Origin of the sequence: Microbacterium sp. LTA6, from assembly GCF_045690355.1 — a bacterium.
Classification (GTDB): domain Bacteria; phylum Actinomycetota; class Actinomycetes; order Actinomycetales; family Microbacteriaceae; genus Microbacterium.
This window is the reverse complement of the sequence record NZ_CP147855.1, coordinates 2,923,762-2,939,405: the sequence shown is the minus strand read 5'-3', so window position 1 is coordinate 2,939,405 and position 15,644 is coordinate 2,923,762. Positions and strand designations below refer to the sequence as shown.

Here is a 15,644-nt window from a genome sequence, read left to right as displayed (position 1 = left end):
TCTCTTTCGAGTCGGAGACTACGCCGAACGCTTGGTTCGGCGAGCCGAGAGTTCGTCGACCGGGTCCGGTGCCGTCGGATCGAACTCGACGAGCGTCGACTCCACTTCGCGGAGTACCTTCCCGACGGCGATGCCGAAGACGCCCTGACCGCGGCTGACCAGGTCGATGACCTCGTCGTTCGAGGTGCAGAGGTAAACCGACGCACCATCGCTCATGAGCGTGGTCCCGGCGAGATCGCGGATGCCGGCAGCGCGAAGCTGGTCGACGGCCGTACGGATCTGCTGAAGCGAGATGCCCGTGTCGAGCAGTCGCTTGACGAGCTTGAGGACCAGGATGTCGCGGAAGCCGTAGAGCCGCTGCGAACCGGACCCGCTGGCGCCGCGGACGGTGGGAACCACCAGCTCGGTGCGCGCCCAATAGTCCAGCTGGCGGTACGTGATCCCGGCTGCGCGTGCGGCGACCGCACCGCGATAGCCGACCTCATCATCCATGGCGGGCAGACCGTCCGTGAAGAGGAGTTCGGACACGAACCGCGGGTCGCCTGAAAGCTCATCCGCATTCATCTGAAATCCTCTCTGGAGCCGTTACCTCCACGCTAGAGCAGTGCCCCAGCAGCAGCAATGACATCTGCACTTCGGTGCAGGTGTGTCGCAATCAGTTCGTTACGAAAGCACTCGCGAGAGGGCATCCTTGACGAACAGCGAGCGCACTTCGTCGATCTTGGTGGCCAGCTCCGGGGCCATCTCGCTCGCCTTGGCGCGCGAGACGGCATCCGTCCGGCGCAGCAGCGCGGACATCGCCGATTCGATGAGCGCCACTTCGCGTTCTGCCCCCTGCCGGATGGAACGCAGATGCCGAGGCTCGATGCCGTGCCGATCCAGTGCGACGAGACCACGCAGCAGTGCGACCGTCGCTTCGGGATATGTCTCGGACGCTGTGATGACGCCGGTGCTGATCGCGTCGTTGAGGAGCTGCGGGCCGGCACCGGCCGCGGAGAGCAACTCGCCGCGACGGTAGCGTCGCGGCGGAGGCGTGATCGAGGGCGGCGGTGCAAGAGCCGCTCCGGCTCCGCCATTCGTCTCGGCGTCGTCGAGCTGCTCCCGGATGACGCTGAGCGGCAGATAGTGGTCGCGCTGCAGCACGAGGCCGAGGCGCAGCCGTTCGATGTCCGCCTGCGAGAACTTGCGGTAGCCCGACTCGGTTCTCGAGGGCGTCACGATGCCCTGCACCTCGAGGAAGCGCAGCTTGCTGGAGGTGAGTTCCGGAAACTCCGGGGTGAGCCGAGCGAGCACCTGACCGATGCTCAGAAGACCCGCGGACGCTGAGCGTTCGCGGGCGTGAGGTGCCGCCATCAGCCGTTCGCCGCCGAGCGGTCGACGGATGAGAGGAAGAAGTTCAGCCGGAACTTGCCGACCCGCAACTCGGAACCGTCGACGAGTGCACTGCGGTCCACGCGCTCCCCGTTCACGTAGGTGCCGTTGAGCGAGCGCTGGTCGATGATCTCGAAGGACGAGCCGTTGCGAGTGATCTCAGCATGACGACGCGACACGGTCACATCATCGAAGAAGATGTCCGCCTCCGGGTGACGACCGACCGTCGTGACGTCGGTGTCGAGGAGGTAGCGGGCGCCGGCGAGTGCGCCGGAGCGCACCAGCAGCAGCGCTGATCCGGCGGGCAACGCCGCGATCGCGGACTGCTCGACCTCGGTCAGCTCCGCCCCGAAGGGAACGAACGACAGATCGGAATCATGCCCGAACGTCTGCGTTACATCGTGCTTCTGCTCGCCGGAACGGTGAATCGCTTCCCCGCCCGATCGGCTCTCGCTGTCTGTCACAGTGGCCCTCCTCGTTGTCCAGACTATCCGATGCCGGGGGCGCCGCGGGAGGTCGGGTTCGCACTCAGCCCGCACATACCGGAGATTCATAGGCTGACCAGGTGCACACGACCGTTCGCCACCGCCCCGCTGCCCTGCTCACCGCCCCGCTCGCCCTCGCCGCGACGCTGTTGACAGCTTTTCTGGTGCTGGGCACTCCGCTGCCGGCATCCGCGCATGACAGCCTGCAGGCATCGAGTCCGGCCGCCGATACGACGGTGGAGACGCTGCCAGCCGAGCTGACGCTCACCTTCAGCGCGAAGCTGATCGACGGCGAAGGGGCGACGGAAGTCGTGGTCACGGATGCCGCCGGCCGATCTGTGACCGACGGAGCAGCGACCGTCGACGGCGCGATCGTCACCCTGCCGCTGGTGGCCGAGGCGGACGCCGGCGTCTACCACGTGATCTGGAAGGTCGTCTCCAGCGACGGCCATCCGACAGACGGGGAGTTCTCCTTCACCGTGGCCACGAGCACCCTCACGGAACCGACCGCAGCGCCGACCACCGCCCCCGCCCCCTCGGAGACGCCGTCGGCCGAGCAGAGCCCGCCGGCCACCGCGACGACCGAGGGCACTCCCGCGGACGGCGATGCGTTCCTGGGCGCTCTGCCCTGGATCATCGGTGCCGTGGTCGTCGCGGGGCTCGGCGGCGCGGTCGTCGCCGTCATGGTCTCGAGGGCCCGTCGCAGGGGCGCTGCATCCGATTCCGACGACGCCTCAGCGCGCTAGGCTTGAGGCATGCCACACTACGATGTCGTCGTTCTCGGCGCGGGTCCTGGCGGATACGTCGCCGCCGTTCGCAGCGCACAGCTCGGCCTGTCCACTGCCATCATCGAGGAGAAGTACTGGGGCGGTGTCTGCCTCAATGTGGGCTGCATCCCCTCCAAGGCTCTTCTGAAGAACGCAGAGCTCGCGCACACCCTGAAGCACAAGGCCGAGTTCTTCGGCATCTCGGGTGAGTTCACGCTCGACTTCGGCAAGGCGTGGGATCGCAGCCGCGAGGTGGCCGACGGTCGCGTCAAGGGCATCCACTTCCTGATGAAGAAGAACAAGATCACCGAGTACGACGGTCGCGGGACCTTCACCGGCCCCAAGGCGATCTCGGTCGCGAAGACCGATGGCACGACCGAAGAGGTCACCTTCGACAACGCCATCATCGCCACCGGCTCGACGGTGCGCCTGCTTCCCGGCGTGACGCTGAGCGACAACGTCGTCACCTACGAGGCGCAGATCCTCTCGCGTGAGCTGCCGGAATCGATCGTCGTCGTCGGCGCCGGCGCCATCGGCATGGAGTTCGCGTATGTCATGACGAACTACGGCGTCAAGGTCACGATCATCGAGTTCCTCGACCGTGCGCTCCCGAACGAGGATGCGGACGTCTCCAAGGAGATCGCCAAGCAGTACAAGAAGCTCGGCGTCGAGATCCTCACCTCGACCAAGGTCGAGACGGTCGTCGACAACGGCTCGTCCGTCACCGTCACCTACACGGCCAAGGACGGCCAGCAGAGCTCGATCGAGGCCGACAAGGTCCTGATGTCGATCGGCTTCGCTCCGAGTGTCACCGGCTTCGGCCTGGAGAACACCGGCGTGAAGCTCACCGACCGTGGCGCGATCGACATCGATGACCACATGCGCACCAACGTCGAGGGCATCTACGCGATCGGTGATGTCACCGCGAAGCTGCAGCTCGCCCACGTCGCAGAGGCGCAGGGCGTGGTCGCCGCCGAAACCATCGGCAAGGCCGAGACGATGACTCTGGGCGACTACCGGATGATGCCGCGGGCGACGTTCTGCTCGCCCCAGGTGGCGTCCTTCGGTCTCACCGAGCAGCAGGCCAGGGACGAGGGGCGCGACATCAAGGTCGTGTCGTTCCCGTTCATGGCCAACGGCAAGGCGCATGGCCTCGGCGAGCCGGTCGGCTTCGTGAAGCTCATCGCGGATGCCGAGCACCTCGAACTCATCGGCGCACACATGATCGGCCCGGACGTCTCGGAGCTCCTCCCCGAGCTCACGCTCGCGCAGAAGTGGGATCTGACGGCTCTCGAGCTCGCTCGCAACGTGCACACCCACCCGACGCTGTCCGAAGCCCTGCAGGAGGGCTTCCACGGCCTCGCCGGGCACATGATCAACTTCTGATCAGCCTGAGCTGAAACGGCCTGACTACGAATCCGTAGTCAGGCCGTTTTCAATCCGGCCCGCTGCCCATCGCCGCCCCAGTTCCCACACGGAGGAGATCCCATGACCGAGCCGAACCGCCTGTATGGAGAAGTCGTCGAAACCGAGCTCCTCTCTCCCCATCTGCTGCGCGTCGTCCTCGGCGGATCCGGGCTGGACGCCTTCGAGCCGATCGAGGACACCGACCAGTACGTGAATTGCTTCTTCCTCCCCGACGGAGCTCCCTACGAGGTCCCGTTCACCGACGACGCGGTCCGGGAGCTCCCGCGCGAGCAGCGCCCGTTCGCCCGCAGGATCACCGTGCGCGCGTGGGACTCGCAGACGCGGCGGCTGGCCCTCGATTTCGTCGCCCATGGGGATGTCGGGTACGCCGGGAGATGGGCGCTGCACGCCCAGCCCGGCGACCGGCTGCAGCTGCGTGGCCCGGCCGGCGGCTACCGCCCTGAGGATGACGCCGACAGCTATCTGTTCGTCGGCGACGCCAGTGCGCTTCCCGCGATCGCCGCATCCGCTGAGGCCGTTCCCGAGGGACGACCGGTGGTGATCATCGCCGAAGTCGGCTCGGCCGAGGACGAGATCCCACTCGCCTCGCCGGGCGAACTCACCGTGCGCTGGGTGCACACGGTCGACGGCGGAGACCCCGACGCCCTCCTGGCCGATGCCGTGGCCGCACTTCCCCCGCTGGAAGGAGTCGTGAGCGCGTTCGTGCACGGCGAGGCCGAATCAACACGCGCGGTGCGCCGCGTGCTGCTGAGCGCGGGCATCGTCGCCGAGGATCGTCTGTCCTGCTCCCCCTACTGGCGCCTCGGACACGATGACGAGGCATGGCGATCCGTCAAGGCGGCCTGGGTCCGCGAAGTCGCCGCCGAGACGCTTCCCACCCCGGTGCGTGGCGAACCATCATCCGCCTGACGGTTACCGCTCCTAAAGCCCCTTCATCGTGATCGTGTCCGCCATCCGTCCGTTCCCGGCGCCCGACCCGAGCACGCGGATCAGGAATTCTCGGGTGTGCACGACGAGAGGCTGCGCCGGAGCACCCATCGCCATGTAGAAACGGGCACGGCTCTGGGTGCGGCGAGCAGCTCGTCTGCTGCGCCGTTCGAACCCGCGGAGGCCCGTCGTCCCGCGCCCCAGCGATTGCTCGATCCGGTCGGCGAGGCGCAGGGCATCCAGCCAGCCGAGGTTCATCCCCTGTCCCCCGATCGGGCTGATCTCGTGCGCGGCATCCCCGAGCAGGAAAACGCGGCCCACGACCGTACGGGCAGCGAGATGCTGAGCCGCCCAGAACGCCGTCGGCCGGACGCCGTCGGGGACGGTCAGCCCGACACCCGTGCGTTCCTCGATCGCCGCGCGGAGATCGGCGGCGTTCCAGCGCGCACTCGCCGCGGCTGCTGAGCCGCCCGACGCATTCCGCACCACCCATCGCCGGATGCCGCCGGGGAGCGGGAAGGACTCCACCAGCCCTCCGGGTTCGCAGTACAGACGTGCACGAGAGTCCGCGGCAGGGGCGGGGACATCCATCATCAGGTAATCGGCGGTGCCGCGTCGCCGCTGCCATCCGATTCCGAGCATCTCGCGGATGCCGCTGCGCACACCGTCCGCTGCGACGAGAAAGGATGATGTGAGCTCGCGACGGTGCCCGCCGATGTCGACGGTCAGCCTGACGAACTCGTCCTCGTCTCTGACGGCGAGCGCGTCGCATCCCGACCGGAGCGCCGCCGCGTCGACCTGTTCGAGTCGTTCGCGCAGCAGCGCGCCCGTCCGATGCTGCGGCAGGACCAGGACCGGTCGATCACGCGTGAAGTCGACAGAGGCCAGCGTGCGTCCCCGGCTGAGCACATCACCGCCTTCCAGCGCCAACGCTTCCGCGCGCACGCGATCGCCGATCCCGGCCGCATCGAGGGCGTCCAGACCGGGCGGGTGGATTCCGATCGCCCTGCTGCGCTCGTCTGCTCCGGTGCGCTTCTCGCAGACGGCGACGTCCATCCCCCGCTGGGCGAGCAGGCAACCGAGCAGCAGCCCCACCGGGCCCGCGCCGACGATCACGACGTCGTGGTCAGGCATCAGCCCGCTCCCACCGCAGTTCCAGCCGGGCCGGAACCCCTGTCCGCACCGCCCATCCGGCCGGCACCACGGCCGTCAACTCCCGCGCGGTGTATGAGCGGCGGATGCTGGTCAGCCCATCATCTCGAATGAACGATCCGGCGAGAAGGTTTCCGGCGAACGGCCACGTGGCAGCGGCGAAGAGCGCATAAGCGGCTCTGCTCCGCGCGATGTCGTGATGCACGACGAGGCCACCATCGCCGACGAGTCGACGGGTATCCGCCAGAAGCTCCTGCAGCTCATCGTCGGCGAGGTGATGGAGCAGATGGTTGGACATCACCACATCGAAGACGGCGCCCTCCCTAACCAGGTCGGAGGTGTGCGCGCAGCGGTATCGCACCCCCGCGCCATCGTCATGGGACTCGGCCCAGCTCACCGCGCGACGGTCGGCATCCAGCGCGGTGATCTCGGCATCGAGGCCGTCCCGGCGCAGCCGCCTGGCGAGTTCGCGGCACAGGTCGCCGCCGCCGGCGCCGACATCGAGGATGCTGATCGAGCGTCGCCTGGCGCGCGGGCGCACATCACGCCGATAGATGAGTCCTGGGCGGGAGACGATCGCGTTCACCAGCCGGAATCGCTGATACGTGCGATCCAGCATCCGGCGATCCGCACCAGGGTCGTCCATCAGCTCGCGCAGCCCCACCGCGCGAGCCGACAGTTCAGGCGGCATGGCTCCTCGGGGCGACGACGGTCATCAGAGCGCTCTCCGCGGTGAGTCCTGGACCGAAGGCCATCGCCGACACCCGATCGCCGTCCTGCGCCCCTTCGTCGAGGATCCGCTTCATGACGAAGAGGACGGTGGCGCTGGACATGTTGCCGTTGGTGCGCAGGGTCTCGCGCGCGGGATGGAGCTGCTCGTCGGTGAGTCCCAGCTTCTCCTGCACCCGGTCGAGGATGCTGCGCCCGCCGGGATGGATCGCCCAGTGCTGGACCGCCTCGCCGATCGCGTCGTCTTCGAACGCCGCGGCGAGCGCGGGCTCCGCGTACAGCGGCCGGATCGCGTCGTGGATGCTCTCGCCGATGATCTGCGGCACCGCGGTCGAGAGGACCATCTCGAATCCCTGATCGCCGATCGTCCAGGCCATGTCCTGCTCTCCCCTCTCCGTGATCGCGGTGTGGAACCGGTCCAGGCGCAGGGCCGGCACGTCCGAGTCGAATGTGCGCGCGGTGACGATGCCCGCTGCCGCACCGTCCGCGAAGAGGGAGGAGGCGACGATCAGGTCGGGGTCGTCGGAGGAGCGCAGATGCAGCGTGCACAGCTCGACACTGACGACGAGCACCACCGCATCCGGATCGGCCGCGCAGAACTGGCTCGCCGCCCGCAGCGCCGGCATCGATGCGTAGCAGCCCATGAACCCCAGGTGGTAGCGCTGTACTCCGTCGGGCAGACCGAGGGCGCGCACGATCTCGTAGTCGGGACCGGGTGCATGGAATCCGGTGCAGGACACCGTGATGACGTGGGTGACATCGGCGGCGGTGATGTCCGGGTCGGCATCCACCGCTCGGCGCGCCACCTCGACGAACAGCCGGCCGGCCTCGCGCGTGTACAACTCGTTGCGCACTTTGGTGCCAGGAGCGAGCAGTTCACCGGATGATCTGTCGAAGATTGTCGGTTCGTCGACGTCGGCTTTCAACGACAGTTCGGTGAGCACCGTGTGCCGGGTCTCGATGCCGGACACATTGAACGACGTCGCCACGATCCGCTTCGCCAACCGCCCGATATCGGGCTGGGCGGCGAAGACGTCTCGCACCTCCTCCTGGATCAGAACAGTGTCGGGGACCATCGTCTGCAGGGACCGGAGCACGGGAGCGAGGCGCATGGTGTCACTCAAGCATGCCGCGTGCCTCCACGGAAGGGGGTGGCATCGAGACCGCTTCTCTGCGATGCTCGCCTGTTCAGAAGCCGAGTGCGCGGGCGAGTTTCGAGCCGGATGCCGAGTGCCGCCCGCCGGCGGCGAAGACCGCCGTCTGCACGGCGAGGAAGAATGTCGTGCGACCTGCGGCGTCGGTGGGTGCCGCCGGACCCAGCTCCATCTCCCACTCCCGCCATTCGCGCTGCGTGCCGGTGCGGAGGTCCGTGGCGCGGACATGGTCGTCGACGAACTCGGCGACGACACCGTCTGGACCGGTGAGCAGATAGGCGACGCGGTCGTTCTCGATGCGCGCCAACGGGGTGAGCGGCTCTGTCGTCCAGCGGGCGATCATGTCGGCGATCGCATCGGGGAGGGCGTCGCCCTCTCCGAGCGGCCAGCCGAGCTCGAGGCGCCCATCCCCCTCCCGGGGTCCCTTCAGATGCCACCCCGCGTCGGGTCCGCCCGTGCGCCGGCGCAATGCGACGCCGGAACGCGAGAGAGTGCCGTCGACAGTATCGAGGTAGCGCGCGTCGAGCGCCCTGACCTCTCCCTCGGTGACCGCGTCCACGCCGGGGATCGCGTCCCAGCTCGGCAGGGGCGTCTCGGGATCGACGTCGAACTTGCGCTCGATCTCGATCGTTCGGGAGGGTTCAGTCATCTGCCGGATTGATGTCCTCGAGGGACTCGTCGTACCAGTAGTCGACCTCGGTGGGTCCGTCGTGCGGGCCGGTGTTCTCCGGTTCGCCGCGTCGGTTGTACACCACCTGAGTCTCGCTGTAGGGGACGATCAGCTTGTCGTCCGCGTCGCCGAGGGGAATGATCTGCCCGTCCAGCGGGCCGCCGTGAAGCCGTGCAAGTGCCATGTGCTCACCCTAGCGTCGCTCCGCTGCAGCGAGGGAGAAGGCTGCGGCGGGGCATTCAGCCCGCCGCGACGCCGAGGATGGCCCCGACGATCATCCATGGGCCGAAGGCGATCCGAGTCGAGCGATCCGCGCGACGCAGGGCCATCAGCACCAGCGCGTACAGCGCACCGAGCACGAAGGCGGATGCCGCTCCGACGGCGAGCGCCTGCCAGCCGTGCCACCCCAGCACCACCCCGATCACGGCGGCGAGTTTCACATCCCCGCCGCCCATGCCTTCCCTGCTCACCATGCGCAGCGCCGCATAGAAACCGCCCAGGATCAGCATCCCCAGCACTGCCCCGATCAGCGGCCGGGACTGTCCGGTCAACAGTGCTTCGGCCACCACGAGCACCAGCAGCGCGACGAGCGTGGGCAGGACGATCCTGTTCGGCAGCCGGTGCGTCCGCACGTCGATGACAAGGAGCCAGCCGCCGATTCCGAGCAGCGCGAGGTGCACGACGACGGCGAGCACTTCATGGAGGTCCATCAGGGAAGGCTAGAAGATCGGCGGGTGCCGCGTGCGCGGGCTGTGGATAACTCGTCGCGTCGCGTCAGAGGCCGACGATGTCGAGGTGGACCAAGACGATATCCCCCTCGCCGATCCCCTGGGCCTCGCGAATCGCCTTCTTCAGCGGCAGCACGTAGCCCGCGTCACCGGGAAAGATCGAGGTCGTCCAGTGGGAGGAGCCGATTGCGGCGTGCACTCGGAGGGAACCGAATCCGCGTGACGGTGCGGGCAGCTCGCGCAGGTCGTCGGAGAGCTCTTCCGGCATGGTCGCGAAGAACCACGATGCCGTGCGCGCGTCCCACCGGGTCACGGCGCTCTCGAATTCGATCCGCATGGCCACAGCGTAGTCAGCGCATCCGACATCGCTGCGCTCGCACTGATGTCCGACGTTCGAATTATCGTCTTCATCATCACTTGCTTTATTCGAATATATCTTCGAGGATGGTTACATGGGGATCGGGCTCGATGCGGTGACCGCGCTCTCTCCGGCTGGCGACTCCCGCGCCGGAGAGGTGCTGCGGCTGCGCCGCGAGATCAGCAGGATGCAGCGCCGTCGCAGCGAGCTTCCGCTGCTCCCCCTCGACCCCGCCTTCGCCTCCCTGCTGCCGGAAGAGGGATTGCAGATGGGCGCCGCGTACACGGTCTCCTCCTCACCGAGTCTCGTGCTGGCGCTGCTGAGCGCGGCATCGCAGAAGGGGCTCTGGTGCGCCGTGATCGGCATGCCGACTCTGGGCGTCGAGGCCGCGGCGGGGTTCGGCATCGACCTGTCACGGTTGATCCTCGTCCCTGAACCCGGCGAGCGCTGGCTGGCCGTGACCTCCGCTCTCTCCGAGGTGGTCCCGCTCATCGCCGTGCACCCCGGTACGCGAATGCGCGATGCGGACGCCTCCCGCCTGAATGCGCGCCTGCGCGACCGCGGCTGCACGCTGCTCGTGACCGAGTCCCTCGCCACCGGCACCTGGCCGCAGAGCGAGGGGACCATCCGGCTCCGCGATCCGCACTGGCACGGTCTCGGCACCGGTTGGGGTCTGCTCTCGGACTGCACCGTGACGGTGACCGCGCAGACCAGGCGCACGCCGATGCCCTCGAGCGTTCAGGTCCGGCTGCCGGGCTCGCACGGAGCCGTCGAGACCGTCGACACGATGGCACCTCCCGTCGAGATCTCCCGCTGGGCGGTCGCCGGATGAACGCCCCGCTCCGCGTCCTCGTGCTGTGGTTCCCCGACTGGCCGCTGCGGGCCGCTCTCGGGAGTCCGCCTCCGCATCCGCCCACGGCCCTGGTGCACGCGAACGCCGTGGTGGCCTGCACGGCGTCGGCACGCGAGCACGGCGTCCGCGCCGGGCAACGCCGCCGGGTCGCACAGGGGCACCTTCCGGCACTGCGGGTACTCCCCCACGATCCGGCCAGAGACGAACGCGCGTTCCTCCCCGTGCTGCATCTCATCGAGAAGCATGCCCCCGGCACCTCTCTGCTGCGCCCAGGACTCGCTGCTCTCCGCGCACGGGGCATCGCCCGGTTCCACGGCGGGGAGAGCGAGGCGGCAGATGCCCTCCTCCGCGTCCTCACCCATGCCGGCTTCCCCGAGGCGCGGATCGGCATCGCAGACGGCCCGTTCACGGCAGAGGCGGCCGCCCGCAGTATCCGCCCCTGGACCATCGTGCCCCCTGGCGGAGCGAAGGAGTACCTGAGCGCGTTCGATGTGCAGGCGCTGCGCGACGAGCAACTGGCCGGTCTCCTGATCCGGCTCGGGGTGCGCACCCTCGGAGAGTTCGCCGCTCTCGACGCCCTCGAGGTACGGGATCGCTTCGGAGAGCGCGGGGCACGTCTGCATGCGCTCGCCGCCGGCGCCGATTCCCGTCCGCTCGTCCCTCGTCCTCCTGATCCGGAGCTCGTGCGGGCTGTGGAGTTCGAGCCCCCGCTGGGTGGTGCGGATCAGGTGGCCTTCGCCGTGCGGCAGACAGCGGATGCGGTGATGCTCGCCCTCGGCGATGCCGACGTCGTCTGCACCGAGGTGCGCATCGACCTGACCGACGACAACGGCCTGGTCTTCTCCCGCTCCTGGCTGCATCCGACCTGTTTCGACGCCGCCGACCTCGTCGACCGGGTGCGCTGGCAGCTGGAGGCACTGGCGGCGGAGCATGCGAAGGAGCCCGTCGACGAGGCCAGAGCCTTCGGCGGCATCGCCGCTGTGCGCATCACCCCTGTCGCAGTCGACGATGCCGCTCACCATCAGCCGGGACTCTTCGGTTCGGGATCCGACGAACGCCTGCATCACGCCGTCTCCCGCGTGCAGACGATGGTCGGTCATCAGGGCGTGGTCACCGCTGCGGTCGCCGGTGGTCGCTGGCTCGCCGACCGGCAGGTGCTCACGCCGTGGGGCGAGCGCACGGTCACCCCCCGGGATCCGGATCGCCCCTGGCCCGGCAGCCTTCCCGATCCGGTGCCGGCCGAGGTCTTCCTGCCACCACGACCCGTCGTCCTGGAAAGCATCGTCGGCACCGAGGTCGGCATCGACGAGAGAGGGATGCTCTCCGCCGACCCCGCACGCATCGACGGCGCCGCCGTGCAGGCATGGGCGGGGCCGTGGCCGATCGACGAGCGCCGGTGGACCGCGGCGCAGGGCCGCCGCGGGCACCGATTGCAGATCGTCGACGACCGGAACCGGGCGTGGTTGGTCTTCCGCGCCCGTGATCGCTGGTGGGCAGAGGGCAGGTACCGCTGATGGGGTGGCACAATCCCCCGCTGACCTGGGCAGAGCTGGAGCGCACCCTCAGCGGCGAAGAACCCGTCGAGAAGAGCCCGACCGCCGAACCTCCGGCCCACCGCACCGATCCGGGGCCGGTGAGCCGGAAACGAAAGCACATCCCGCCCGCGGAGATCACCCGCCCTGCGGATGCTGTGCCCTACGCCGAGCTGCACGCCCATTCCTCGTACTCGTTCCTCGACGGCGCCTCATCGCCGGAGGATCTCCTCGCCGAGGCCGAGCGACTCGGCCTCACCGCCCTCGCCCTCACCGATCACGACGGCTTCTACGGCGCTGCGCGCTTCGGCGAACTGGCCGAGACCATGAAACTCCAGGTGCAGACGGTGTTCGGCGCCGAGCTGTCCCTCGATCTGCCTGCACCGCAGCGGGGTGCCGCCGACCCCGCCGGCGAGCATCTGCTCGTTCTCGCGGGTGGGCTGGAGGGCTACCACCGCCTCTCCGGAGCGATCTCCGCCGCCCAGCTGCGAGGCGGCGAGAAGGGCCGCCCCGTCTACGATCTCGACGAACTCGTCGAGAAGGCCGGCGGTCACTGGACGATTCTCACGGGCTGCCGCAAGGGCGGCGTGCGACGAGGGTGGGAGCAGGGGGATGCCGAGACGCCACTGCGGCGCCTCGTCGACCTGTTCGGACGCGATCATGTCGCCGTCGAACTGTTCGATCACGGCGATCCGCTGGACTCCCGCCGCAATGACGCCCTCGCCGAGCTCGCCGGTCGGATGCGGCTGCCGGTCGTGGCCACGAACAACGTGCATTACGCCGCTCCCGGGCGCGCCGGGCTCGCCGAGGCGGTGGCCGCCGTGCGGGCGGTACGCAGCATGGACGATCTGGACGGATGGCTGCCCGTGCACGGCGGCGCGCACCTGCGCAGCGGAGCCGAGATGACCGCACGGTTCCGGCGCTACCCCGGCGCGATCTCGCACGGGCTCGAGCTGGCCGCGGCATCCGCCTTCCCCCTGCGGCGCGCGCGACCGGCGCTACCCCAGCAGGAGGTTCCGGAGGGGCACACTCCGATGAGCTGGCTGCGTGCTCTGGTCTGGGAGGCCGTTCCCGAGAAGTACCCGCGCCTCGATGCCGACGGGCGAAGCCGGATCGAGCGAGAGCTGAACGTCATCGAGGAGAAGGATTTTCCTGGCTACTTCCTCATCGTGCACGGCATCGTCGCCGAGGCGAAGCGCCTCGGCATCCTCTGCCAGGGACGAGGATCCGCTGCGGCGAGCGCGGTCTGCTATCTGCTGGGGATCACCGCCGTCGATCCCATCCTCTACCAGCTCCCCTTCGAGCGCTTCCTCGCCACCACACGCCAGGAGGAGCCCGACATCGACGTGGACTTCGATTCCCGCCGACGGGAGGAGATCATCCAGTGGGTATACGCGAAGTACGGCCGTGAGCGAGCAGCGCAGGTGGCGAACGTCATCCAGTACCGCCCGAAGAACGCCGTACGCGACATGGCGAGGGCTCTCGGCTTCTCCCCCGGCCAGCAGGATGCCTGGTCGCGTCAGGTCGACGGGTGGGGCGCCGGGGTGGAGCCCGTTGATGGGCACGACATCCCTTCGAACGTTCTCGAGTACGCCGACGAACTGCTGAAGGCGCCCCGGCATCTCGGTATCCACTCCGGCGGAATGGTGCTCACCGCCCGACCGGTCGGTGAGGTCGTGCCTGTGGAGCACGCGCGCATGGAGAACCGCACCGTCATCCAGTGGGAGAAGGACGACGCCGCCTGGATGGGGCTGGTGAAGTTCGATCTGCTCGGCCTGGGGATGCTCGCCGCCCTTCAGCACTGCTTCGACCTCATCGAGGAGGCGACCGGCGAAACCTGGAAGCTGGAGACTCTCCCCAAGGAGGAACCAGCGGTCTATGACATGCTCTGCCGCGCTGATTCCATCGGGGTGTTCCAGGTGGAATCCCGGGCACAGATCGGTCTGCTCCCCCGGCTGCAGCCGCGAAGCTTCTACGATCTCGCAATCCAGATCGCCCTGATCCGGCCCGGCCCGATCCAGGGTGGGGCGGTGCATCCGTTCGTCCGCCGCAAGATGGCGAAGGACAGACTCGACGAGGAGAACAGGGAACGGGCGGAGCGCGGCGAAGACCCCCTGCGCCTGGATATCCCGTACCCGCATTCCGATCTGGAACCCATCCTGAAGCGCACCCTCGGTGTTCCGATCTTCCAGGAGCAGCTCATCCAGATGGCCACCGCCATCGGCGACTGCACTGCCGATGAGGCGGATCTCCTGCGCCGCGCGATGGGTTCCAAGCGCGGCCTGGAGAAGATCGAGCAGGTCCGCGAGAAGCTCTACGCGGGCATGGACAGGCGCGGACTCGACAAGGACACCGCCGACCGCATCTACGCGCAGATCCAGGCTTTCTCGAACTTCGGCTTCGCCGAGTCGCATTCGCTGTCTTTCGCTCTGCTGGTCTATGCCAGCTCCTGGCTGAAGCTGCACTACCCGGCGGCCTTCCTCGCCGGGCTCCTCCGTTCGCAGCCGATGGGTTTCTACTCCGCGGCCACCTTGACCGCCGACACCCGTCGGCACGGCGTGGAGGTGCGTCGCCCCGACCTGCATGCCTCGGGCGCGACCGAGACCCTGGAGCCGCTCCAACCCGATCGACCCGACCAGCCCGAGGACGCTTCTGCCCAGCGGACGCCGACCGGGCTGGACTCCTGCCTCGATGATCCGCAGCCGACGCCTGCCCGTTTCAACCGGAGCGCACCGGACGATTCCGCCGCCCACCGCCGGGATGGCCGGTACGCGGTGCGGCTGGGGCTCAGCGGCGTCCGCGGGATCGGCGTCCCAATGGCCGAGCGCATCGTCGCGGAACGGGAGGCGAACGGCCCCTACCGGGATTTGAACGACCTGGTGCGGCGCACGGATGCGACCGCCGCCCAACTGGAAGCGCTCGGTACCGCCGGCGCTTTCTCCTGCCTCGGCCTGAAACGCCGGGAAGCGATCTGGCTCGCCGGTGCCGCCGCCGATGACCGCGCCAGATTCCTCCCCGGGACGACAGTGTCAGTGCAGCCGCCGTTGTTCGCCGATCAGTCCAGTTATGAACAGCTCGCCGCCGACCTCTGGGCGACGGGGGTCTCCACCGACGATCATCCGATGGCACACTTCCGCGCGGCGCTGCGCGAACGCGGGGTGCTCACCGCCGCCGACCTGCAGACCCATGAGACGGGCCGGCGCATCGAGGTCGCCGGACTCGTCACACATCGGCAGCGACCGGCGACCGCGGCAGGGGTCACCTTCATGAACCTCGAGGATGAGCACGGACTCGTCAACGTCGTCTGCTCGACCGGGGTCTGGAATCGCTACCGCCGTGTCGCACGGGAGTCGCCGGCGCTCATCATCCGCGGCATCCTCGAGCGCTCTGCCGAAGGCGTCGTCAACGTGCTCGCCGACGCGTTCGAAGACCTGCGCACCGGCATCTCGCACCGGTCACGGGATTTCCGATGAGAGGCCCACCGCTGAGC

At 68.5% G+C, this 15,644-nt stretch carries 16 protein-coding genes; 6 read left to right on the top strand and 10 right to left on the bottom strand.

Annotation, left to right across the window (positions count from 1 at the left end):
• Positions 1-18 precede the first annotated feature (18 nt).
• From LTA6_RS13915 to LTA6_RS13905, 3 genes are all read right to left on the bottom strand, one after another.
• Positions 19-564 (bottom strand): MerR family transcriptional regulator, encoded by a 546-nt coding sequence (locus LTA6_RS13915; protein WP_102192732.1) that lies wholly within the window; start codon positions 562-564, stop codon positions 19-21.
• A 99-nt stretch (positions 565-663) separates the two neighbouring features.
• On the bottom strand, positions 664-1,353 hold the full coding sequence (locus LTA6_RS13910; protein ID WP_407358115.1) for a MerR family transcriptional regulator: 690 nt from the start codon (positions 1,351-1,353) through the stop codon (positions 664-666).
• Positions 1,353-1,835, bottom strand: coding sequence for an FHA domain-containing protein (locus LTA6_RS13905; RefSeq protein WP_341974338.1), 483 nt, complete (start codon positions 1,833-1,835; stop codon positions 1,353-1,355). The genes LTA6_RS13910 and LTA6_RS13905 overlap by 1 nt, the downstream gene beginning before the upstream one ends.
• Positions 1,836-1,936: 101 nt before the next feature.
• On the opposite strand from LTA6_RS13905, the gene LTA6_RS13900 reads away from it, so the two are divergent.
• The 3 genes from LTA6_RS13900 (at position 1,937) to LTA6_RS13890 (ending at position 4,960) form a co-directional block, all read left to right on the top strand.
• Positions 1,937-2,602: a copper resistance protein CopC gene (locus LTA6_RS13900; protein ID WP_407358114.1), complete on the top strand. Its 666-nt coding sequence runs from the start codon at positions 1,937-1,939 to the stop codon at positions 2,600-2,602.
• A 9-nt stretch (positions 2,603-2,611) separates the two neighbouring features.
• Positions 2,612-4,009: a dihydrolipoyl dehydrogenase gene (gene lpdA, locus LTA6_RS13895; protein ID WP_341974336.1), complete on the top strand. Its 1,398-nt coding sequence runs from the start codon at positions 2,612-2,614 to the stop codon at positions 4,007-4,009.
• 102 nt (positions 4,010-4,111) lie between these two features.
• The gene (locus LTA6_RS13890; protein WP_407358113.1) at positions 4,112-4,960 is read left to right on the top strand and encodes a siderophore-interacting protein; all 849 of its coding nucleotides are present in this window, start codon (positions 4,112-4,114) and stop codon (positions 4,958-4,960) included.
• A 12-nt stretch (positions 4,961-4,972) separates the two neighbouring features.
• Here LTA6_RS13890 and LTA6_RS13885 read toward each other — a convergent pair whose 3' ends face one another.
• The 7 genes from LTA6_RS13885 to LTA6_RS13855 form a co-directional block, all read right to left on the bottom strand.
• The gene (locus LTA6_RS13885) at positions 4,973-6,112 is read right to left on the bottom strand and encodes an FAD-dependent oxidoreductase (protein ID WP_407358112.1); all 1,140 of its coding nucleotides are present in this window, start codon (positions 6,110-6,112) and stop codon (positions 4,973-4,975) included.
• Complete coding sequence (locus LTA6_RS13880; RefSeq protein WP_407358111.1) at positions 6,105-6,821, bottom strand: methyltransferase domain-containing protein; 717 nt, start codon at positions 6,819-6,821, stop codon at positions 6,105-6,107. The genes LTA6_RS13885 and LTA6_RS13880 overlap by 8 nt, the downstream gene beginning before the upstream one ends.
• Complete coding sequence (locus LTA6_RS13875) at positions 6,811-7,971, bottom strand: type III polyketide synthase (protein ID WP_407358110.1); 1,161 nt, start codon at positions 7,969-7,971, stop codon at positions 6,811-6,813. The genes LTA6_RS13880 and LTA6_RS13875 overlap by 11 nt, the downstream gene beginning before the upstream one ends.
• A gap of 76 nt (positions 7,972-8,047) precedes the next feature.
• Positions 8,048-8,662 (bottom strand): CYTH domain-containing protein, encoded by a 615-nt coding sequence (locus tag LTA6_RS13870; RefSeq protein ID WP_407358109.1) that lies wholly within the window; start codon positions 8,660-8,662, stop codon positions 8,048-8,050.
• Positions 8,655-8,867, bottom strand: coding sequence for a response regulator (locus LTA6_RS13865; RefSeq protein ID WP_407358108.1), 213 nt, complete (start codon positions 8,865-8,867; stop codon positions 8,655-8,657). Before LTA6_RS13865 ends, LTA6_RS13870 begins: the two co-directional genes overlap by 8 nt.
• 55 nt (positions 8,868-8,922) lie before the next feature.
• Positions 8,923-9,393 carry an A24 family peptidase gene (locus LTA6_RS13860; protein ID WP_363547519.1) on the bottom strand — a complete coding sequence of 157 codons (471 nt, stop codon included), beginning with the start codon at positions 9,391-9,393 and terminating at the stop codon, positions 8,923-8,925.
• Between the two features lie 64 nt (positions 9,394-9,457).
• Positions 9,458-9,748, bottom strand: coding sequence for a DUF1905 domain-containing protein (locus LTA6_RS13855; RefSeq protein ID WP_341974327.1), 291 nt, complete (start codon positions 9,746-9,748; stop codon positions 9,458-9,460).
• A gap of 115 nt (positions 9,749-9,863) precedes the next feature.
• Between LTA6_RS13855 and LTA6_RS13850 the strand changes: the two genes are divergently transcribed.
• Genes LTA6_RS13850 through LTA6_RS13840 form a run of 3 tightly spaced genes read left to right on the top strand, consistent with a single transcriptional unit; the run spans position 9,864 to position 15,627 of the window.
• Positions 9,864-10,601, top strand: a complete 738-nt coding sequence (locus LTA6_RS13850; RefSeq protein ID WP_341974326.1) for a hypothetical protein — start codon at positions 9,864-9,866, stop codon at positions 10,599-10,601.
• Positions 10,598-12,136 (top strand): DNA polymerase Y family protein, encoded by a 1,539-nt coding sequence (locus LTA6_RS13845; RefSeq protein WP_407358107.1) that lies wholly within the window; start codon positions 10,598-10,600, stop codon positions 12,134-12,136. The genes LTA6_RS13850 and LTA6_RS13845 overlap by 4 nt, the downstream gene beginning before the upstream one ends.
• Positions 12,136-15,627 carry an error-prone DNA polymerase gene (locus tag LTA6_RS13840; protein ID WP_407358106.1) on the top strand — a complete coding sequence of 1,164 codons (3,492 nt, stop codon included), beginning with the start codon at positions 12,136-12,138 and terminating at the stop codon, positions 15,625-15,627. The genes LTA6_RS13845 and LTA6_RS13840 overlap by 1 nt, the downstream gene beginning before the upstream one ends.
• Positions 15,628-15,644: the final 17 nt, after the last annotated feature.